General features: G+C 66.9%; 18 protein-coding genes and 1 pseudogene. 17 read left to right on the top strand and 2 right to left on the bottom strand.

Annotated features, from left to right (window positions below):
• Positions 1-181: 181 nt before the first annotated feature.
• Both ACE5CZ_RS01570 and ACE5CZ_RS01565 read left to right on the top strand, forming a co-directional pair.
• A complete protein-coding gene (locus ACE5CZ_RS01570) occupies positions 182-2,260 on the top strand; it encodes an alpha-galactosidase (RefSeq protein ID WP_374945603.1) in 2,079 nt (692 codons plus the stop codon).
• A gap of 33 nt (positions 2,261-2,293) precedes the next feature.
• On the top strand, positions 2,294-3,211 hold the full coding sequence (locus tag ACE5CZ_RS01565) for a tyrosine recombinase XerC (RefSeq protein WP_374945602.1): 918 nt from the start codon (positions 2,294-2,296) through the stop codon (positions 3,209-3,211).
• A gap of 121 nt (positions 3,212-3,332) precedes the next feature.
• On the opposite strand, the pseudogene ACE5CZ_RS01560 reads toward ACE5CZ_RS01565, so the two are convergent.
• A pseudogene (locus tag ACE5CZ_RS01560) lies at positions 3,333-3,740 on the bottom strand (murein hydrolase activator EnvC family protein); the annotation flags it as partial.
• A 235-nt stretch (positions 3,741-3,975) separates the two neighbouring features.
• Here ACE5CZ_RS01560 and ACE5CZ_RS01555 point away from each other — a divergent pair.
• From ACE5CZ_RS01555 to ACE5CZ_RS01495, 13 genes are all read left to right on the top strand, one after another.
• A complete protein-coding gene (locus ACE5CZ_RS01555; protein WP_374945601.1) occupies positions 3,976-5,478 on the top strand; it encodes a sugar porter family MFS transporter in 1,503 nt (500 codons plus the stop codon).
• A 9-nt stretch (positions 5,479-5,487) separates the two neighbouring features.
• The gene (locus ACE5CZ_RS01550) at positions 5,488-6,396 is read left to right on the top strand and encodes a metallophosphoesterase (RefSeq protein WP_374945600.1); all 909 of its coding nucleotides are present in this window, start codon (positions 5,488-5,490) and stop codon (positions 6,394-6,396) included.
• A 260-nt stretch (positions 6,397-6,656) separates the two neighbouring features.
• Positions 6,657-7,688 carry a 30S ribosomal protein S2 gene (gene rpsB, locus ACE5CZ_RS01545; protein ID WP_374945599.1) on the top strand — a complete coding sequence of 344 codons (1,032 nt, stop codon included), beginning with the start codon at positions 6,657-6,659 and terminating at the stop codon, positions 7,686-7,688.
• Positions 7,689-7,739: 51 nt separating this feature from the next.
• Positions 7,740-8,567, top strand: a complete 828-nt coding sequence (gene tsf / locus ACE5CZ_RS01540; protein WP_374945598.1) for a translation elongation factor Ts — start codon at positions 7,740-7,742, stop codon at positions 8,565-8,567.
• Positions 8,568-8,692: 125 nt separating this feature from the next.
• Positions 8,693-9,967 carry an LCP family protein gene (locus ACE5CZ_RS01535; RefSeq protein ID WP_374945597.1) on the top strand — a complete coding sequence of 425 codons (1,275 nt, stop codon included), beginning with the start codon at positions 8,693-8,695 and terminating at the stop codon, positions 9,965-9,967.
• A 51-nt stretch (positions 9,968-10,018) separates the two neighbouring features.
• Positions 10,019-10,744, top strand: coding sequence for a UMP kinase (gene pyrH / locus ACE5CZ_RS01530; protein WP_374945596.1), 726 nt, complete (start codon positions 10,019-10,021; stop codon positions 10,742-10,744).
• A 48-nt stretch (positions 10,745-10,792) separates the two neighbouring features.
• Positions 10,793-11,347 carry a ribosome recycling factor gene (gene frr, locus ACE5CZ_RS01525; RefSeq protein WP_374945595.1) on the top strand — a complete coding sequence of 185 codons (555 nt, stop codon included), beginning with the start codon at positions 10,793-10,795 and terminating at the stop codon, positions 11,345-11,347.
• A gap of 9 nt (positions 11,348-11,356) precedes the next feature.
• Entirely contained in the window at positions 11,357-12,316 is a 960-nt protein-coding gene (locus tag ACE5CZ_RS01520; protein ID WP_374945594.1) for a phosphatidate cytidylyltransferase, read from the top strand.
• A 34-nt stretch (positions 12,317-12,350) separates the two neighbouring features.
• A complete protein-coding gene (locus ACE5CZ_RS01515; RefSeq protein ID WP_374945593.1) occupies positions 12,351-12,905 on the top strand; it encodes a DivIVA domain-containing protein in 555 nt (184 codons plus the stop codon).
• Positions 12,906-13,021: 116 nt separating this feature from the next.
• Positions 13,022-13,720, top strand: coding sequence for a lytic transglycosylase domain-containing protein (locus tag ACE5CZ_RS01510; protein WP_374945592.1), 699 nt, complete (start codon positions 13,022-13,024; stop codon positions 13,718-13,720).
• Between the two features lie 25 nt (positions 13,721-13,745).
• Positions 13,746-15,347 carry a cation:proton antiporter gene (locus ACE5CZ_RS01505; protein ID WP_374945591.1) on the top strand — a complete coding sequence of 534 codons (1,602 nt, stop codon included), beginning with the start codon at positions 13,746-13,748 and terminating at the stop codon, positions 15,345-15,347.
• 14 nt (positions 15,348-15,361) lie between these two features.
• Positions 15,362-15,664, top strand: a complete 303-nt coding sequence (locus tag ACE5CZ_RS01500; RefSeq protein WP_374945590.1) for a hypothetical protein — start codon at positions 15,362-15,364, stop codon at positions 15,662-15,664.
• 1 nt (position 15,665) lies between these two features.
• The gene (locus ACE5CZ_RS01495) at positions 15,666-16,385 is read left to right on the top strand and encodes an alpha/beta hydrolase (RefSeq protein ID WP_374945589.1); all 720 of its coding nucleotides are present in this window, start codon (positions 15,666-15,668) and stop codon (positions 16,383-16,385) included.
• A 9-nt stretch (positions 16,386-16,394) separates the two neighbouring features.
• On the opposite strand, the gene ACE5CZ_RS01490 is transcribed toward ACE5CZ_RS01495, so the two are convergent.
• A complete protein-coding gene (locus tag ACE5CZ_RS01490) occupies positions 16,395-17,447 on the bottom strand; it encodes an AI-2E family transporter (protein WP_374945588.1) in 1,053 nt (350 codons plus the stop codon).
• Positions 17,448-17,608: 161 nt separating this feature from the next.
• Here ACE5CZ_RS01490 and ACE5CZ_RS01485 point away from each other — a divergent pair, with 161 nt between their 5' ends.
• Both ACE5CZ_RS01485 and ACE5CZ_RS01480 read left to right on the top strand, forming a co-directional pair.
• Positions 17,609-19,453, top strand: coding sequence for a hypothetical protein (locus tag ACE5CZ_RS01485; RefSeq protein WP_374945587.1), 1,845 nt, complete (start codon positions 17,609-17,611; stop codon positions 19,451-19,453).
• On the top strand, positions 19,450-20,412 hold the full coding sequence (locus tag ACE5CZ_RS01480) for a tetratricopeptide repeat protein (RefSeq protein WP_374945586.1): 963 nt from the start codon (positions 19,450-19,452) through the stop codon (positions 20,410-20,412). Before ACE5CZ_RS01485 ends, ACE5CZ_RS01480 begins: the two co-directional genes overlap by 4 nt.
• The last annotated feature ends 36 nt before the right edge of the window (positions 20,413-20,448 follow it).

Below are 20,448 nucleotides of genomic sequence, written 5' to 3'. Positions count from 1 at the left end.
CCGCCACCCCAAGCATGGGCCCGCCGCGGGCCCGCCCCCCCCCCCCCCCGCGCGGCCGCAGGGGGCCCCCCCCCGCCCCCGCCCCCCCCGCCGGCCCCCCCCCCCCCCCCACCTCCCCCCACCCCCCCCCCCCGGCGGCCCCGCGCCCCCCCCCGCCGGCCCCCCCCCCCCCCCCACGGCCGTGCCCGCCGTCGTGCACTTCGGAGCTGATCTCGGCGAGCTCGATGATCGCGCCCTGCAGAACCTCGTCGAGGCCCAGCGGCCGGCCGTCGGCCCGAGTTCCATCGACTCGGCGCTCACCCAGCGAATCGTTCCGCTCATGGCAGACGGCTGGTCGGGCAGGCCCGGCCTCGCCGGCTATCACGAGGGCGCGTCGATCTCCGCCCTCGGTTCGCAGCACACGGCGGCACTTCGCCTCAGAGCTGTTCGCCGCAGCGGCCAGAGCATCGCCCTCACCCTCGAGACCATCCCGCCGATTCTCGGTGAGCCGGATGCGACCGGTCTCGTTCTCGAGGTCGACATCGAGCTGTCGACAGAGGGCGTCTTGCGCCAGCGGCTCAGCCTGCGCAATGAGGGATCGAGCGTGTATTCGCTCGCGTCGCTCGACGCGACCCTTCCCGTGCCCGCGAGGGCCCGGGAGCTGCTCGACTTCACCGGTCGCTGGCCGCGCGAGCGCCAGCCGCAGCGACACGACCTGGGGGTGGGAACGTGGACGAGGGACAGTAGGCACGGCAGGCCCGGCCACGACGCGGCATTTCTGCTGGTAGCAGGCACCCCGAACTTCGGCTTCCGGCACGGCGAGGTGTGGGGGTCGCACCTCGCCTGGAGCGGCGATCAGCGCCTCTGGGCGGAGGCCTCGTCTACCGGGCACGCCCTCGTGGGCGCGGGGGAGCTGTTCGAACCGGGGGAGGTTCGGCTGGCCGAGGGCGAGGTCTATCAGTCACCCTGGCTCGTCTCCGCGTGGTCGAAAGACGGCCTCGACGGCCTTGCCCGGCGCCTGCACGACTTCGTGCGCTCGCGGCGCACGCTCGGCGAGCGCAAGGTCATGCTGAACACCTGGGAGGCCGTGTACTTCGACCACGACCTTGCGAAGCTCTCCCGACTGGCCGAGACGGCGGCCCGGGTTGGAGTCGAGCGCTTCGTGCTCGACGACGGCTGGATGACGGGCCGCACCGATGACCGACGCGCGCTCGGTGACTGGGTCGTCGATTCCGTGAAGTGGCCTCGCGGCCTGCATCCGTTGATCGAGCTTGTGCACGCCCTCGACATGGACTTCGGTTTGTGGGTCGAGCCCGAGATGGTGAGCCTCGACTCCGACGTGTTCCGGGCGCATCCGGAGTGGGTGCTTTCGGCCGCGAATGCCGAGCTGCCGCAGCCGTGGCGCTGTCAGCAGGCGCTCGACCTGTCGAACCCCGAAGCCTTCGCCCATGTGAAGAGCCAGCTCACCGCACTCCTGCGTGAGTACCCGATCGCATATCTGAAGTGGGACCAGAATCGCGACCTGCTGGGCGGCTCTGCGCACCGACAGACGCTCTCCTGCTACCGGCTCATGGACGAGCTGCGAGAGGAGTTTCCCCAACTCGAGATCGAGTCGTGCTCCTCGGGGGGAGGGCGCGTCGACCTCGGCGTGCTGGAGCGAACCGATCGGGTCTGGCCGAGCGACACGAACGACTCCCTCGAACGCCAGTCGATCTACCGCTACACGGTCGGCCTCGTGCCGCCCGAGTCTCTCGGGGTGCATCTCGGTGCGCCGACCGCGCACACGACAGGCCGCAGCCACGAGCTGAGCTTCAGGCTCGCCACGGCGCTCTTCGGCCACTCGGGCATCGAATGGGATCTCACAACCGCGAGCGAGACAGACCTCGCTGCGATCCGCGAGTGGGTGTCGTTCTATCGCGACCAGCGGGCCCTCCTGCACTCGGGGGTGCTCGTGCGAGCCGATGACAGTGATCCGGCTCGCCAGGTGCACGGCATCGTCGCGCCGGATGCCGCTGCCGCGATCTTCGCGATCGTCACCGTGGCCGCCACCCGCGACTCGGCGGTCGCGCCGCTCGCGTTGCCCGGCCTGGATCCCGATCGGGTGTACCGCGTGAGCCCGGTGAAGTTCGGGGAGGGGCCCCGCGTCTTGCAGGAAGCCCCACCTGCGTGGTGGACACAGGGCGAGATCACCCTGCCGGGCCGTGTGCTCGTCGAGCTCGGTCTCGCCATGCCGCTGCTGCTGCCCGAGCAGGCGCTCGTGCTTCAGCTGACGGCGGTCTGAGCACGTCGCGGCCGAAGGCGGCATGCTAGAGGGATGCAGTTCGAGCGCGCGTTAGACGACTTCGTGTCTCATCTCGTGGGCGAGCGCGGCTACTCGCCGCACACGGTGCGGGCCTACCGCTCCGACCTGACGGCGCTGGCCTCGTTCGCCGCAGAACGACAGGTCGTCGATACACAGTGGCTGACCCTCGAGCTCTACCGCGATTGGTTGTGGGCGGCATCGCAGGCGGGCCTCTCGAAGGCGTCACTGGCGAGACGGTCGGCCACGGCGAAGAGCTTCTCGGCATGGCTCTCCCGCTCGAATGAACAGGCCGGTGACGCCGCGTCGAGACTGCGGGCACCCAAACCCGATCGCAGCCTTCCCCGTGTTCTGTCGAGAGACTCGATAGACGCCGTGCTCGACTCCCTGGCCGCGCGAACGCGCGATGGCGAGCCGCTCGCCCTGCGTGACCTGGCCATCGTCGAGCTCTTGTACGCATCGGCGCTACGAGTGTCAGAACTGGTGGGCATCGATACGGGCGCCCTCGACCTCGATCGACGCACCGTGCGGGTGATGGGCAAGGGCAGCAAGGAGCGGGTCGTGCCGTTCGGCGGGCCCGCCCACCTCGCTCTGGTCGACTACCTGCAGCGGGGGAGACCCGCGTTGGCGGCGCGGGCTACCGGAGGCCCCGCCACGGCGGCCGTGTACCTCGGCGCACGCGGCGCCCGACTCGGAACACGATCGGTCTACGGGGTCGTGTCGAAACTGCTTCTGGATGTTCCGGGCTCCGGCCCGGACGGACCTCACGCTCTCAGGCACACGGCTGCCACCCACCTTCTCGACGGCGGCGCCGACCTGCGCGCCGTGCAGGAGATGCTCGGTCACGCGAGCCTCGGCACGACTCAGATCTACACTCATGTGACGACCGAGAGGCTGCGCGAGACCTACCGCCAGGCGCACCCGCGGGCGTGACCCGCGGCATCCGATTCTCGATGCCGCCGCCGCGGGCGCGCGCGTCACCGTAGGTGCCCCGGTCGACGGGCAGGAGGATCGCCCTCGATCGTGCGTCGAGCAGAGCGAGCGGCGAGATGTACTCGCCGGCGCGCCGAACGCCGAAGTGCAGGCACGATTCGGCGCAGTGCGCCGATGATGCCACCGTGCCGATCTGCTGCCCGCGGGTCACCCGATCGCCCTTCTTCAGCGTCGTCTCGACCGGTTCGTAGCTCGATACCAGGTCACCGGCGTGCGCGATCGACATGACAGATCGATCGACCACCCGACCGGCGAAGTGCACGACCCCGGATTCGGGTGCGACGACGATCGCGCCCGGTCGCGCAGCGATGTCGATGCCCCGGTGACCGGCGGAATAGGCGTCTGCCGGTGCCTGCCAGCCGCGAACGACGAGGTGGGGTTCGGCGAGCGGCCACGCCCAGGCGGCTGCGGTGGAGTCCGCAAGCGGCGCGGCGAGAGGCGGAGCGGCGAAAATCGGCGCGCCGAACATCGCTGCGACGAGCATCGGTGCGGCCCAGGTCGCGAGCCGACGGGCCCCGGGGCGACGAACCGGGAGCCGATGGGCCGGGAGGCGAGAACCGAGGCGGTGCATAGCGCCCAGCCTGTCGGGGCGAGCGGGTTTCACCGGTGCAATCCTCGGAAACGGGGGACAGATCGTGCCAAGATCGGATTGTGAGGGACAGCGTCGTGACCTGCGCACTGTCGAATGCACGAGGGAGCGGATCATGGCAACCAGCGGGGGCGCGGCACAGTCGGACACCGACGTAGAGACAGGTGTGGAGACCGACAAGAAGTTGAGGCGCAAGGTCATCGCACTCGCCGCGGCAGGAGCGATCGGCGGATTCCTGTTCGGGTTCGACTCCTCGGTCGTCAATGGCGCCGTCGACGCCATCCAACGCGACTTCAGCCTCACCGCCGCATTCACCGGCTTCGCCGTCGCATCCGCACTTCTCGGCTGTGCCGTCGGCGCCTATCTGGCCGGCCGTCTCGCCGACCGCCTGGGTCGCATCCCGGTCATGCTCATCGGAGCAATCCTCTTTCTCGTGAGCTCGATCGGCTCCGGCCTGGCCTTCGCCGCCTGGGATCTCACCGTCTGGCGTCTCATCGGCGGCCTGGGCATCGGCATAGCCTCGGTCATCGCTCCCGCATACATCTCTGAGATCGCCCCGAAGGCGATCCGAGGCAGCCTCGCGTCGCTCCAGCAGCTCGCGATCACGATCGGCATCTTCACAGCCCTCCTCTCCGACGCCGTGCTGGCCAATGTCGCCGGCGGGGCGAACGAGGTCTTCTTTCTCGGCCTCGATGCCTGGCGCTGGATGTTTCTCGTCTGCGCCGTGCCCGCGATCGTCTACGGCGTCGTCGCGCTGCGGCTGCCCGAATCGCCCCGTTTTCTGCTGATGACCGACAAGAAAGACAAGGCCACGAAGGTTCTCGCGTCGATCACCCCCGCGAATCAGCTCGACAGGGCGGTCGCCGATATCGAGGCCGGCATCCGCGAAGATGCGGCCAACGCCGACAAGAACTCCCTCCGGGGCAAGCGCTTCGGACTTTTGCCCATCGTCTGGGTCGGCATCATCTTGTCGATGCTGCAGCAGCTGGTGGGCATCAACGTGATCTTCTACTACTCGACCACCCTCTGGTCGAGCGTCGGCTTCAAAGAAAGCGACTCCCTGACGATCTCGGTGATCACCTCGGTCACCAACGTCGCCGTCACCTTCGTCGCGATCTTCCTCGTCGACAAGGTCGGCCGCCGGCCCATTCTGCTGTTCGGATCGGTCGGCATGGCGGTCGCTCTCGGATCGATGACGCTGGCGTTCAGCCAGGCCCAGCTCGTCGACGGAAAGCCCAGCCTTGAGGGTGCCTGGGGAATCATCGCCCTCATCGGCGCCAACCTCTTCGTCGTCGCGTTCGGTGCGTCGTGGGGCCCGCTGGTCTGGGTGCTTCTCGGCGAGATCTTCCCGACGCGCATCCGGGGACGCGCCCTCGGTGTGGCCGCCGCCGCGCAGTGGCTCACGAATTTCGCCGTCACCATGACGTTCCCGATCATCTCGCAGGACGTCTCGCTGACGTTGGCCTACGGCCTGTACGCGGCGTTCGCCGCGCTGTCGTTCTTCTTCGTCTTCTTCAAGATTCCCGAGACCAAGGGAGTGGCGCTCGAGGAGACGGGCAGCCTGAGCGTGGTGCGCGGGCGCAAACGGGAGAAAGACGGCGTCGGCGGCGCCGAATAGGCTCGCGACATGCAGCTCGGTCAACATCCGCCAGCCGACCATGTGCTGGCGCACATCAGCGACACCCATTTTCTGGCCGGTCGCAGGCCCCTCTACGACAGCATCGACACCGACGCGAACCTCCTCGCCGCCCTGGCCGCCCTCGAGGCGTCGAGTATCGCGCTCGACGCGCTGGTCTTCACGGGTGACATCGCAGACCTCGGCGAACCGGATGCCTATGCCCGGGTGCGCGCGATCGTCGAGCCGGCCGCGGCCCGCATGGGCGCCGAGATCCTGTGGGTCATGGGAAACCATGACGACCGGGTCGCGTTCCGCAGAGGCCTGCTCGACTCCACTCCCGAGCAGGCCAGGGAGGGCGACGCATCGATCGACCGAGTGGTCGACCTCGGCGGGCTGCGGGTCATCACCCTCGACACATCGGTTCCCGGCTATCACCATGGAGAGCTGGCGGCGGAACAGCTCGACTGGCTTCGCGACGAACTGCGCACCAGCGCACCGCACGGCTCGCTGCTCGCGCTGCATCACCCGCCGGTTCCGAGCCCCGTGGCCTACATGCAGGTTCTCGAACTGCAGCGGCAGCACGAGCTCGCCGAGGTGGTGCGCGGCAGCGACATCCGCGCGATCCTGGGCGGTCACCTGCACTACTCGACCCACGGGTCGTTTGCGGGCATTCCCGTGTCCGTCGCCGCGGCGACCTGTTACACGATGGATGTCTCGGCGCCGGACTCGACGCTGGTCGGCCGTGATGGCGGGCAGTCGATCACGCTCGTGCATGTCTACGCCGATCAGGTGGTGCATTCCATCGTGCCGCTCGGCGATTTTCCCGTCGTCGCGCGCTTCGGCACCGAGTTCACGCGCAGGCTCGAGGCTGCCGATGCGATCGAACTGCGCGAGTTCTACGCCAAGCAGCAGGGGTGATATAGTTTCCGGAGCACCTCGATCCGTCGGGGTGACTACGCGTGCCCGCTGACTTACGTCACGCATCCACACGGTCCCACCCCTCTCCCTCCTGATGGTCTTCATTCTGGAGTGTGTGTTCGGTGGGCGGATGCGGGCAGGGCACCAGGAATCGCGGCCAACAGGTTCGCGATAAGAAACCGATTGGCGTTTGCCTGCTCGCAGACAGTTCGTGAGAGCTGCGGCGTGCGCAGCCGACGCCGAAGAACAGGAGACGGCTCATGGCCGTTGTAACCATCCGCCAGCTGCTCGACAGCGGCGTGCACTTCGGACACCAGACCCGCCGCTGGAACCCGAAGATGAAGCGATTCATCCTGACCGAGCGTTCGGGCAGCCACATCATCGACCTCCAGCAGTCGCTGGTGCACATCGACAAGACGTACGACTACGTCAAAGAGACCGTCGCCCACGGCGGAACGGTTCTCTTCGTCGGAACGAAGAAGCAGGCTCAGGGCTCCATCGCCGAGCAGGCTCAGCGCGTCGGCCAGCCCTACGTCAACCAGCGCTGGCTCGGTGGCCTCCTCACCAACTTCCAGACGGTCTCCAAGCGCCTTGCGCGCATGAAAGAGCTCGAAGAGGTCGACTTCGACGACACCACACGCGGCTACACCAAGAAAGAACTTCTGATTCAGAAGCGTGAGCTCGTCAAGCTGCAGAAGAGCCTCGGCGGAATCCGCAACCTCACGAAGACGCCGTCGGCCATCTGGATCGTCGACACCAAGAAAGAACACCTCGCCATCGACGAGGCTCACAAACTCGGCATCCCCGTCATCGCGATCCTCGACACCAACTGCGACCCCGACGACGTTCAGTACCCGATTCCGGGCAACGACGACGCGATCCGTTCCGTGGGCCTGCTCACGCGCATCATCGCCGACGCGGCGGCCGAGGGCCTGATCCAGCGTCACCAGAAGCCCGAAGAGGGCGCGAACGTGTCGGCCGTCGAGCCTCTCGCCGAGTGGGAGCGCGAGCTTCTCGAGGCGTCTGAGACCCCGTCGACCGAAGCCGAGAAGGTCGAGGCCGTCGACGGTCTCGTCGAGAACGCCGTCGAGTCCGACGCCGCCAAGACCGCCGTGGCCGACGTCGTCGCCGAGGCGCCCACCGAAGAGAACGACGCAGACGCCGTCGTTGCCGAGCACGAGGCCTCCGCCGACGCGAGCATCGTTCCCGAGCACGCCGTCGAGTCCGACGCCGCGACCGAGGCCCGCCTCGAGTCCGAGGCCACCGACGCCGAGAAGACCCCCGCGAAGTAGTTCGCCCGTTCTCTCGATATCCAACTCTTTAGCCAAGTAAGGAAGAACACCATGGCAGATTTCAGCCTGGCCGACCTCAAGACCCTGCGCGAGCGCCTCGGCACCGGCATGGTCGACAGCAAGAACGCGCTCGTCGAAGCCGGAGGCGACCTCGAGAAGGCAACGGAGATCCTGCGTCTCAAGGGTGCCAAGTCGAACGCCAAGCGCGCAGACCGTTCCACCAGCGAAGGACTCGTGGCCGCCAAGCAGAGCGGCAACACGGCCACGCTGATCGAGCTCGCAAGCGAGACCGACTTCGTCGCCAAGAACGACAAGTTCGTCGCTCTGGCCGATGCCGTGCTCGATGCGGCCGTCGCGGCCGGCGCCAGCACGGTCGAGGAGGCCCTCGCGGCCCCCGCGGCCGGCGGAACCATCGCCGACCTGATCAGCAACGAAGCGGCGATCCTGGGCGAGAAGCTCGAGCTTCGCCGTCTCTCGGTCGTCTCCGGCGACGCCTTCGCCATCTACCTGCACAAGACCTCGAAAGACCTGCCCCCGCAGGTCGGCGTGGTCGTGGGCTACACGGGCGCAGACGCAGACACAGCTCGGTCGATCGCCCAGCACATCTCGTTCGCCAACCCCGAATACCTCGCTCGCGAGGACGTTCCGACCGAGGCCGTCGAGAACGAGCGTCGCATCGTCGAAGAGATCTCGCGTGGCGAGGGCAAGCCCGAGGCCGCCCTGCCGAAGATCATCGAGGGTCGCCTCGGCGCCTACTACAAGCAGGTCGCCCTGCTCGAGCAGGACTACGCGAAAGACAACAAGCAGCAGGTCAAGAAGGTGCTCGCCGACGCAGGCCTCACCGTCTCGGACTTCGCCCGCTTCAAGGTCGGCGCGTAGCCACCCGTCGAATCGTTCGACGTCGAAGGCCCATTCCGTTCGCGGGATGGGCCTTCGGCGCGTTAAGTAGGATCGTCCAAGGCCGCTCTTTTCGCGTGCGCCCAAGCCACCAAGGAGAGTCGCCCGTGAAGACGAACGAATCGCCCGTGCGTCACGCCCGCAGCCCGCTGCACGGGTCGTGGGCGCGCGTCCTCCGCCTCGGAGCCGTCGTCGCGGCCGTCGCGCTCGTGAGCGGCACGAGCATCGTGGCCATCACCACGTACAGCCTCACGTCACGCATCCAGGAGAACAGCGTCGACATCGGGGCCGAGGGCGAGGCTCCGCCACCCGCGATCGGCGCATATGAGGGCGGCTTCAATCTGCTGGTCGTCGGGGTCGACAACGATTCCGGCCAGACCGACGACGACGGCGAGCGGGGTGACGCGATCCTCAACGATGTGAACGTGCTTCTGCACGTGTCACAGGATCACTCGAACGCGGTGGCCGTCAGCTTCCCGCGCGACCTCATCATCCCTCATCCCGAGTGCGTCGACCCGACAGGGGGAACGTTCGAGTCGATGTCCGCCCGGCCGATGAATGAGGCGATGCAGCGCGGCGGTCTTCCCTGCGTCGTCGACACGGTCGAAAATCTCACGGGACTCGACATCCCGTTCGCCGGTGTCGTCACGTTCGACGCGGTCGTACAGATGACGAACGCGATCGGCGGAGTTCCGATCTGCCTGACCGGCCGTATGCTCGACGACAACGTCGAGTACGTCGACAGAGACGGGGTGAAGCGTCACCTCGACCTTCCCGCGGGAATCACGGAAATCTCCGGAGGAGAGGCTCTGGGCTTCCTCAGGTCGCGACACGGAGTCGGTGACGGAAGCGACCTCGGTCGAATCTCGTCGCAGCAGCAATATCTCTCGTCGCTGGTGCGAAAGATCAAGAGCAACGAGACTCTCACAGACCTGAGCAAGCTCTACCCGCTCGCAAACGTCGTCGCAGACAACGTGAAGCTCTCATCGTCACTGACGAACGTCGACACGATGATCTCGATGGCCCAGGCGCTGCGCACGATCGACCTCGACAAGATCACGTTCGTTCAGTACCCGGGCACGACAAACGACCCGGACTTCCCGGGCAAGGTCGTTCCGGTGCAGAGCGCTGCCGACCAGCTGTTCGCGCTCATCACGGCCGACCAGCCGTTCCAGCTCGGAGCGGATTCGCAGGGAGTCGGGTCGACGACGGAACCGAGCGCGCCGGCCGACCCTGACGTACCGGCTGATCCTGAGGGGCCGGTCGATCCCGAGGTGCCGGTCGATCCTGCGACGCCGGATGCCGGGGCGCCTCCCGTGCTCGAGGGGGTCACCGGTTCGACCGCCCAGCAGGAGACCTGCGCGATCCCGGCGGAGGGTTAGCTCAATCAGCCCCCTAAAATTGGCAGGACGAGATCGAAGGGATCCACACACATGACTTCACCAGAACCCCGACGCCGAGTACTTCTGAAACTGTCTGGTGAGGCATTCGGAGCCGGCTCACTCGGGGTCAATCCCGATGTGGTCAGCGAACTGGCCCGGGAGATCGCGGCTGCGGCCAAACAGGTGGAGATCGCCATCGTCGTCGGAGGAGGAAACTTCTTTCGCGGTGCAGAGCTCTCGCAGCGCGGCATGGATCGTGGCCGGGCCGACTACATGGGCATGCTCGGAACCGTGATGAACGCGCTCGCTCTTCAAGACTTTCTCGAACAGGCCGGCGCTGCAACCCGCGTGCAGTCGGCCATCTCGATGACCCAGGTCGCCGAGCCCTACATTCCCCGGCGAGCCGAGCGCCACCTCGAGAAGGGCCGGGTCGTCATCTTCGGAGCCGGAGCCGGCCTGCCCTACTTCTCCACAGACACCGTCGCGGCGCAGCGCGCTCTCGAGATCGGCGCGAACGTCGTTCTGGTCGCCAAGAACGGTGTCGACGGCGTCTACGACTCCGACCCGCGCACGAACCCCGACGCCAAGAAGATCGACAGGCTCACCTACCTCGACGCACTGCAGCGCGAACTCAAGGTCGTCGACTCGACCGCGTTCAGTCTGTGCATGGACAACAGGATGCCGATGATGGTGTTCGGCATGGAGCCGCAGGGCAACGTCACCAAGGCGATCCTGGGCGAGCGCATCGGCACCCTGGTCAGCACGTCGCACGATTGACCCGGCCCGCCACCGTAAACTACTGAAGAACCAAACGAAGGAGTTGCCGTGATCGCGGATGTACTGGCCAGCGCAACAGAGCGCATGAAGAAGGCCGTCGACAACACGAAGGAAGACTTCTCGAGCATCCGCACCGGGCGCGCGAACCCCGGGCTCTTCCAGAAGATCCTGGTCGACTACTACGGCACCCCGACTCCCCTCAACCAGCTCGCCGGCATGCAGAACCCCGAAGCCCGCACGATGCTCATCACCCCCTACGACAAGGGTGCGCTGCGCGACATCGAGCAGGCCATCCGCGACACCCCGAACCTCGGCGCCAACCCGTCGAACGACGGCAACGTCATCAGGGTCACGCTTCCCGAGCTCACCGAGGAGCGTCGCAAAGAATACGTGAAGATCGTGCGCACGAAGGCCGAAGACGGCAAAGTGTCGCTTCGCAACATTCGTCGCAAAGCCAAGGACGACCTGGATGCACTGAAGAGCGAGGTCGGCGACGACGAGGTGGGCCGGGCCGAGAAAGAGCTCGAGCAGCTCACCAAATCACATGTCGACGGCATCGACGACGCCCTGAAGCGCAAGGAAGTCGAACTCCTCGAGATCTAGGCGTAACCGATGACGAACGATCCCGACACCCCTCTGCCCAACGCAGATTCGGCGCGCCGGCATCCTGGAATGACGCGCGCCGAGTTCGAAGCGAAGGTGCGAGAGCGGCGAGAGCAATTCGATCGCGCGAACGACAAGATCACCGCCCGTTCGGGCCGCAACCTCGTCAGCGCGATCGGCATCGGCCTGGGTCTCGGGCTCGTCATGATCTTCAGTCTGGTCTTCGTCAAAGCCATCTTCGTGGTCTTCGCCACGATCCTCCTCGCGTTCACCGCCTTCGAGCTCGCGACGGCACTGCGCCACGCAGGTCGCGACGTGCCCCGCGTCCCCAGCGTTCTCGCGACCGTGGTCGTCGTGCCGGTCTCGTTCTACTTCGGAGCCGAATGGCAGTGGATCTCGACGATCGGCGGCGTGCTGCTGGTCGTGCTCTGGAGGCTAGTCGAGCTGTCGATAGCGCGCCACCGGGCGCCGATGCGCAGCGTCGCACTCGACATGTCGGGCGGGGTGTTCATTCAGGTCTACATCACATTCCTCGGCAGCATCGCGGCGCTGCTTCTGCGCAACGATAACGGCCAGTGGTGGGTGATGACGTTCCTCATCGTCGTGGTCTCGGTCGATGTGGGCGCCTACGCCACAGGCCTCAACTTCGGCAAGCACCCGATGGCTCCCACCATCAGCCCGAAGAAGACGTGGGAGGGCTTCGCGGGTTCGTGGATCTTCGGTGTCGCGTCCAGTGTTGTGCTCTCGATCTTCCTGCTCGACATGCCGTGGTGGTTCGGCCTCATCCTCGGAACGGTCCTCGTGCTGAGTGCGACGGCCGGCGACCTGTCGGAGTCGCTGCTGAAGCGCGACCTCGGAATCAAGGACATGAGCACCTGGCTGCCCGGCCACGGGGGCTTCCTCGACAGGCTCGACTCGATCCTGCCGTCCGCCGCCGCCGCGTACGTGCTCTTCATCGTCTTCGCTTAGGCGTCGACCGACAAGTGTGGGCAGAATAGTTCCCGTGAGCCAGACCTTCCCTCGATCGCGATCCAATCGACCCGGCTACAAGGTCGACGAGGTCGAGAAGTTCTTGGCGGCCGCCCGAATCGCGTACAGCGCAGAGCCGGGCGATACGGGCACGGTCGTCACGGCCGAAAGCATCCGGCACATGGCCTTCGGGCTCGAGAAGGGCGGCTACTCGACCCTCGCCGTCGACGCGGCCCTCGAGCGGCTCGAAGAGGCGTTCGCCGCTCGAGAGAGAGACAAGGCTTCGTCGTCACTGGGCGAAGAAGCGTGGTTCGCTGGCGCGAGGGAGAGAGCCCGCGAAGTTCTGGCGCGGCTCGAGCGGCCGGCTGCGCATCGATTCCGCGGCAGCGGGGCGTTCACACTCGGGTACGACAAGCGCGACGTCGATGCGTTCTCCGAGCGGCTCATCTCCTACTTTCGCGAAGGCTCACCAGTCACAGTCGACGACGTGAGACAGGTCTCATTCCGCTCCCGCACGCGCGGATACTCCGAGGCCCAGGTCGATCTCGTGCTCGACGCGGTCATCGACGTGATGCTGTCGGTGCGCTGAGTTCGGTCCATTGGCCTGCAATAACGCCCGAAGTTCGCTAAAGTCGAACAATCGTGGGTAGAAATTTCGAACGTGACGCACCCTCGGGGGTCTCTCTCAATCCTCGCGTGAGTTCGGTGACCGTCTCCCCGCGCAGCGCGACACCTATCCGCGTTCTCGATCCCGCTCCTCCGCGTCGTGCGAAGATCGTCTCGAGACCGGGCCGTCTCGCGCTGCAGCTTCTCGGTGTGGCGGCTGTCGGGGCATCGGTTCTCGTCAATGTCGTCGACCCGTATTCCGGTGTCGCCGCCTCAGAATATTTCACCGTGGCCCTGGAGCCCGGATCGAGCCTGCCGTCGCAGTCGGTCACGTCGTCGAGCCAGGCGGCATCCATCGTTCGCGACAGCTTCACCGTGACCGAGGCTCCGAAACCCACGCCGACGCCGACGCCCACGCCAACGGCGACCGAGTCGTCGGGCAGCGCAGGCAAACCGGCGTCCGGGGGGTGGGCACCACCCGCTGGCGCGCCAGATCCCGGCAGCGCGCAGGCAACGGCCGCGCAGATGGTGGCGGAGCGCGGCTGGCCGAGCACCGAATATGACTGCCTCTACTCGCTGTGGGCCCGCGAATCGGGCTGGCGGTACAACGCGTACAACGCCAGCAGCGGTGCCTACGGAATTCCCCAGTCATTGCCCGGCAACAAGATGGCATCCGTCGGCGCCGACTGGGAGACCAACCCGGCCACCCAGATCACCTGGGGACTCGGCTACATCACCAGTCGCTATACGACGCCGTGCGGCGCATGGGCGCATTCCGAAGAAGAGAACTGGTACTGACCCGCGCGGCCTCTAGGCTGACCCCATGGAATTGGCTCTGATCGCGGTTCTCGGCGTCGTCGTGATCGTGGCGGTGTCGCTGCTGGCGCCGAAGGTCAAGCTCGCAGCGCCGCTCATTCTCGCGGTTCTCGGCATCGGAATCTCGCTGCTGCCCGGTGTTCCCTCTGTGCACGTCGCAAGCGCGGTCATCCTCTCGGGGGTGCTTCCGCCCCTGCTCTACGCCTCGTCGATCAGTCTGCCCCTGGTCGATCTGCGCTCCAACATCGGCAGCATCTCGGCCCTCGCCGTCGTGCTGGTCATCGCCAGTGCGTTCGGCACGGGATGGCTCCTGTTCACGCTCTTCCCCGAGCTCAACCTTGCAGCGGCGATCGCGCTCGGCGCGGTCATCAGTCCGACGGATGCCGTGGCCGCCACATCGATCGGCAAGCGTCTCGGCCTTCCTCCGCGACTCCTCGCCGTTCTCGAGGGTGAGAGCCTCGTGAACGACGCCTCGGCCCTCGTTCTGCTGCGAACCGCCATCGCGGCGACCGCAGGCGCAGTGAGCGCATGGCAGGTGCTGGGCATGTTCGCCTACTCCGTCGTGCTCGGGGTCGGCTTGGGCGTGGCGATCGGATATCTCACCGTCTTCGTTCGAGCGCGCGTGCCCGATCCTGTGCTCGCCACGGCGATCTCGTTCGTGGTGCCCTTCGCGGCCTATCTGCCGGCCGAGTCGATCGGCGCCTCCGGGGTGCTCAGCGTCGTCGCCGCCGGCCTCATCACCGGCCATCTGGGGGCCACCAGCTTCTCGGCCCCCGCGCGATTGAGCGAGAGGCTCAACTGGCGCACGTTCCAGTTCCTCCTCGAAAACGGCGTATTTCTGCTCATGGGGCTCGAGCTCAAGACGATCGTCGAGGTCGTGCGGCACGACCGGTTCGACGTGCCCCAGGCGATTCTGTTCGGGCTGCTTGCCACCGCTGTTCTGATCGCCATACGCTTCGCCGTGGTGGCGGTGATGACCGCCTTCAGCCGGCGACCGAGGGCCCGACCCGATCCCGAGGCCCTGGGCGCACGCGAAGGAGTGGTGCTGTCGTGGAGTGGGATGCGCGGCGTCGTGGCCGTGGCGGCCGCGCAGTCCCTGCCCGAGACGATCTTTCACCGCGAGCAGCTGGTGCTCATCGCCTACACGGTTGCCATCGTCACGCTCGTCGTGCAGGGAGCGACGCTTCCCGCCGTCATCCGGCTCACGGGCGTGAAGGGCACGCCCAGAGAACGCCAACGGCAGGAGTTCGCCGAGCTCATCGACCACATCCGCCTCAGGGGAGTCGAGCGCCTCAACGATCCGACGATCGCCGACGCGGTCGACGGAGTGCTCGACCCTGCCGTCATCGAGCGAGTGCGGATAGAGTCTGCGCGGCGCAGCGAGTACGCGTGGGAGCAGTCCGCGACCTCACGCGGTCACGCCCCAGCCGTGAACGAACAGTATGCCCTCGTGCGGCGCGACGTGCTGCTGCACGAGCGGGCGGCGTTGGTCGCGGCGCGCAATCGGGGCAGCTATTCGTCGACCGCACTGGCCCGCGCCCAGGAGATGCTCGACCTCGAGGAGGCCAGCCTCGACCACCTGCGAGACGGCGACGGCGCAGGGCACTGACCTAGGATTGACGCATGCCCCGCAGCAACCGACCCCGTCGCCGCGGGGCCGAAGGCGATGACGATGCGCAGCTCGACCTCGAGCGCATCCTCACCGGCGGTCGTCGAATCGAACACCGGCGCGGCGCATCCTGGAACGTGCAATCGCTCTCGTCGGCGCAGGCCGTCAAAGACTATGTGTGCCCCGGATGCTCGCTGCCGGTCGTCGCAGGCACGGGCCACATCGTCGCGTGGCGCGCCGATGGCCTGATGGGAGAAGCGAGCGACCTCGCCGGCCGTCGCCATTGGCACAGTCACTGCTGGAAGATCGGAAACTGACGTGAGCACCCTCGACATTCGCAGCACGACCGTGCTTCCGGCGATCCGCGAAGACATCGTGCTGCATACCGACGACGGTTTCGATCTCGTCGGCGAACTGGCGCTTCCGGAGTCGGGCGACCCCGTCGCGACCCTGGTGACACTCCACCCCCTGCCGCCGGGTGGCGGCTTCATGGACTCGCACATCTTGCGGAAGGCCGCGAACAGGCTGCCGGCCCTCGCCGACCTGGCCGTGCTGCGCTTCAATACCCGCGGCACCTCGTCTCCCCGGGGCACGAGCGGCGGCGCCTACGACCACGGTGTGGCCGAGCGGTGGGATGTGAAGGCGGCGATGTCGTTCGTCGCCGAGCGTTCGCTCCCGCATCCCTGGCTGCTCGGGTGGTCGTTCGGCACAGAGCTCGCGCTCAAGTACGGCATCGAGCACGCCGTCGACGGCGTCATCCTGCTGTCGCCGCCCCTGCACCGCACCTCCGAAGACGAACTGGCGGCGTGGAACGATGTCGACGTGCCGGTGACGGCGCTCATCCCGGAGTTCGACGACTACCTGCGTCCTCCCGAGGCGGCGACCCGGTTCGCGGTGATGCCGAACATCGAGCTCGTCACAGTCGAGGGCGGCAAGCACCTGTGGGTCGGCGAGGCTCAGACCCGTCGGGTGCTCAGCGAGATCGTGGCGCGGGTCAATCCGGCCGTGCTGCCGCTGCCCGACACCTACGAGGGCTGATCGGGCGCGTCACCGTTCGTTCTGGATGGGAATGACCACCTGTTTGATGATCAGCAGCAGTGAGGCCGCGACGGGAATCGCGATGAGTGCGCCCAAGATGCCGAGAAGCGTTCCACCGGCCAACGCGGCGATCACGACGACCGCGCCGGGCACCGACACGGCACGGTTCATGATGTTCGGGCTCAGCAGGTAGGCCTCCACCTGCATGTAGATGAGGTAGTAGATGGCCGCGGCGATGAAGGTCGGCAGCGACCCGAGCCCGGGAATCAGGCAGACCAGCACGATGACGATCGAGCCCGAGAGCGTTCCGACGAGCGGGATGAGCGAGAGCATGCCGGCCAGGAATGCGAGCACCGCCGGGAACGGGGCCTGGATGATCGACAGGAAGACGTAGCTCAGCACGAAGTTGATGGCGCCCAGCGACAGTTGGCCGACCACGTAGCGACCCACGGCGTCAGTGATCTGTTCGCTGAGATCGGCGAATCGCTCGCGTCGGGAGGCGGGGACGAGGCGGTAGAGCGCCCTCTTGATCGAATTGAGCGATGCCGTGAAGTACAGGGTGAGGATCAGCACGATGATCGTGCCGAACACGCCGTTCGCGATGCTGGCGCCGACGGCCAGGGCTCCGCTGGCGATGATCGAGTAGTTTCCGGCGTCGGTGAGGTACTTCGTGACCTGGTCGATCACCGCCTGCACGTCGAAACCGCCGAGCTGATCCGACAGATCGTCTACCCAGGTTCCCTGCTGCGCCCGGTCGACGAGCACGGGCACGATGTCGAACAACTGGCCGAGCTGGTCGACGATGATCGGCACGACGGCGAACACGAGTGCGGCGACGATGCCCGCCACCGCGACGAAGACCACGATGATGGCCAGCCAGCGGGGGAGCTTCTTCTTCTCGAACCAGGAGATGACCGGATCGAGGCCGAGCGCGATGAAGAATGCCGCGCCGATGTAGGTGAGGATCGTCGCGAGCGACGCGATCGACGTGAGAATCAGGATGCCGACGCCGACACCCAGCGTGCCCACGAGCCCCAGGGTGAACGCGTTGTGGATCTTCACGGAACCTGCCTGCCCAGAGCTGTCGAATGTCGCCGGTGGAGTGACCGAATTCTATCGAGCCGCCGGGTTCGCAGGATGCCGCCGCGCCCGCACTGGGCGTACCCTGAGTGCGGCGTCAGGCTTCATCGGCTATCTTTTAATGTCTTTGTCTGGAGTAATCTGTGCGCTTTGTATTCGCGATCATCGCTTTCGTCGTTGCGACGGCCCTCATCGGTGTCGGTGTTGCCCAACGCACCGTCCTCCTGCCCCCGGGGAGTGTGAGCGCGAAGATCGCGGGCGCGACCGACGAGGCCTACGTGCTGCTCGATTCCGACACTCTTCGCGCGAACCCCGGATCGCAGACCGTCGCGCTTTCGGGCGACGACGCGGTCTTCATCGCCTATGGTCGTGACGCCGACGTCGAGGCGTGGCTCGACGGCTCGAGCTACTCGCAGTTAGAGGTCGACGCAGAATCGGGCGCACTGACCGAGGCGATCGTAGCGGCAGATCCGGCGGGGGCCGAGAACGTGGCCAGCGGCTCTGCCGATCCGGCCGGAAGCGACCTCTGGCTCGAGCAGTACACCGGCGACAAATCCCTCACCCGCACGATCAACGTTCCCGTCGGGTACTCGGCGATCATCGCCTCCAACGGCACCGACGCCGCGCCATCCGACATCACCGTGTCGTGGCCGATCGACAATTCCACGCCCTGGGCTGTTCCACTCCTGCTCTCCGGCGCCTTTGTTCTCCTCATCGGATTGGCCCTGCTGCTCTGGGGCCTGTGGCACATGCGACGCCAGCAGGGTCCGCGGCGCAAGCCGCCCACAGGCACACCCCGTCGCCGGTTCTCACCGGCCCGAACACACGCGATCGAGTCTGGAATGTCGAAACGACGCAAGGCCATCTCCCGTTCGATGACCGCCGTGCTTCCCGTGCTTCTCGTCGCGGCCCTCGGCGCAGGTGCGCCCCTGGCCGTATCCGCCAGCACGGTCACGCCGACTCCTCGCCCGACCCCCACGGTCGACACGGATACGGAGTCGACGAGCGAACCCTCCGACATGCAGACCGAGACGCCGGCGCCGACGCCCAGTCCCACGAGCACGGCGCCCGCCGCCGCAGAAGTACTGCCCGCGGTCACCGAGCAGCAGGTCGAGACGATACTGGAGCGGGTCATCGCGGTCGAGAGCGCGGCGAACTCCGCCTTCGACGGCGACGCCCTCGATCCGCGGTTCACCGGCCCCGCGCTCGAGCTCCGCACCGCCTCGTATGCCATTCACGCGGCCCTCCCGGAGTACGTGCTTCCCGCGGCCATCCCGTCGGGAACGGCCTCGGTCGTCCTTCCCCAGGCGACGACCGCGTGGCCCAAGACGGTGTTCGCCATCGTCGAGAACGAAGACAAGACCGTTGCCCCGGTGGCGGTCACCCTCGTGCAAGAGTCGGCGCGCGCCAAGTACAAGGTCGAGTACGCGATCTCACTCGAGCCCGACACGACGCTTCCGCCCGTCTCCGCCGCAAGCGTCGGCGCGTCGCGCCTCGCCCCCGATACGAAACTCCTGTCGATGACGCCCGACGCAGTCGAAGCGGCGTATGCCGACATCCTCGCGAAGGGCAGTGCGAGCCCGTCGTACGATCTGATCGACACCCAAGAAGACACCCTCGTGACGAGCGTCGGCTCCGACTACAAGGCGACCAAGAAGGCCAAGATCGAAGAGACGGGCACCGCGACGATCGAGTTCTCGTCAGTGCCGGCCATCTCCGACGGCATCGCTCTGGCGACGAACGACTCTGGGGCCATCCTGTCGTTCAACCTTCGTGAGTCCGAGGTCGTCAAGCCGACCCAGACGGGTGCGACCATCACGCCCGAGGGTGCCGTCAAGGCGCTGTCCGGGCTCGCCGCCACGGGCAAGGGCGTCGAGTCGACCTACGACTACCAACTGCTGTTCTACATTCCGTCCGCGGGTGAGACGGGCAAGCCGAGGCTGCTCGGGTTCACCCAGGGCCTCGTTCAAGCCAAGGAGCTTCCATGAGTTCAGTTCCCCCTTCTGCCGCGAGCCTTCGCGGCGCCGTCGACCTCTCGTCGCTCGTCAACCGTCCGGCTCCCGGTGCGGCGGCCGCACAACCGGGATCGGCTCCCGCCGCGTCCGGAGTGCCCGTGCCCCTGCCGAGCCTCGTCATCGAGGGCACCGACGCCGCCTTCAGCGCGTTCATCGAACTCTCGAACACGGTGCCGGTCGTCGTGGTCGTCGGCGCGGCATACAACGAGCCGAGCGCGCAGCTCGACACGATCCTGCGCGCCCTGACCGCCGAGTACGCGGGCCGCTTCGTTCTCGTCACGGTCGAGGCGGATGCCAACCCCCAGCTGTCGCAGGCGTTCCAGGCACAGACGCTGCCCACGGTCGCGGCGGTCGTCGGAGGCCGGCCGATCGGTCTCTTCGCGGGCGTCCACCCGGTGGAGCAGGTGCGCGATGTCATCGAGCAGGTACTCGAACTCGCGGTTCAGCAGGGAGTCACCGGTACCGCGGTCGCAGACGGGGCATCGGATGCCGCCCCCGCCGCGCCCGTCGAGGCGCCCCTGCCCCCGCACCATGCCGAGGCCTACGAGGCCATCGCGCGTGGAGACTTCGACGAGGCCATCCGTGAGTACGAGACGGCCATCAAGCAGGATCCGAGAGACAGCCTCGCGGTCGCAGGACTGGCGCAGGTGAGCCTTCTGTCGCGCCTGAAAGACACGACGCAGGCCGAGATCCGCAACGACGCGGCGGCGCGACCGAATGAACTCGAACCCCAACTGCTGGTGGCCGACCTCGACCTGTCGGGCGGGCACATCGAAGATGCCTTCGACCGGCTGCTGACCCTGTTTCCGACCCTCGACCAGCCCGGCAAGAACACGGTTCGCGCCCGCCTGATCGAGCTCTTCGAAGTGGTCGGCATCGACGACGCCCGAGTCGTCAAGGCTCGCGCCCGCCTCACCGGCCTGCTCTACTAGGTCGTTCCCTGAGCCTGTCGAAGGGCTTTTCGACAG

Source organism: Agreia sp. (genome assembly GCF_964263775.1).
Taxonomy (GTDB): Bacteria; Actinomycetota; Actinomycetes; order Actinomycetales; family Microbacteriaceae; genus Agreia.
The sequence above is the reverse complement of the archived record's forward strand: the minus strand, read 5'-3'. Positions and strand labels throughout refer to the sequence as shown.

Bases quoted from the DNA above. Each gene is read 5' to 3' on its own strand.
- ACE5CZ_RS01565 (WP_374945602.1), top strand. From the start codon at position 2,294: ATGCAGTTCGAGCGCGCGTTAGACGACTTCGTGTCTCATCTCGTGGGC.
- ACE5CZ_RS01555 (WP_374945601.1), top strand. From the start codon at position 3,976: ATGGCAACCAGCGGGGGCGCGGCACAGTCGGACACCGACGTAGAGACA.
- ACE5CZ_RS01550 (WP_374945600.1), top strand. From the start codon at position 5,488: ATGCAGCTCGGTCAACATCCGCCAGCCGACCATGTGCTGGCGCACATC.
- rpsB (WP_374945599.1), top strand. From the start codon at position 6,657: ATGGCCGTTGTAACCATCCGCCAGCTGCTCGACAGCGGCGTGCACTTC.
- tsf (WP_374945598.1), top strand. From the start codon at position 7,740: ATGGCAGATTTCAGCCTGGCCGACCTCAAGACCCTGCGCGAGCGCCTC.
- pyrH (WP_374945596.1), top strand. From the start codon at position 10,019: ATGACTTCACCAGAACCCCGACGCCGAGTACTTCTGAAACTGTCTGGT.
- ACE5CZ_RS01520 (WP_374945594.1), top strand. From the start codon at position 11,357: ATGACGAACGATCCCGACACCCCTCTGCCCAACGCAGATTCGGCGCGC.
- ACE5CZ_RS01505 (WP_374945591.1), top strand. From the start codon at position 13,746: ATGGAATTGGCTCTGATCGCGGTTCTCGGCGTCGTCGTGATCGTGGCG.
- ACE5CZ_RS01500 (WP_374945590.1), top strand. From the start codon at position 15,362: ATGCCCCGCAGCAACCGACCCCGTCGCCGCGGGGCCGAAGGCGATGAC.
- ACE5CZ_RS01480 (WP_374945586.1), top strand. From the start codon at position 19,450: ATGAGTTCAGTTCCCCCTTCTGCCGCGAGCCTTCGCGGCGCCGTCGAC.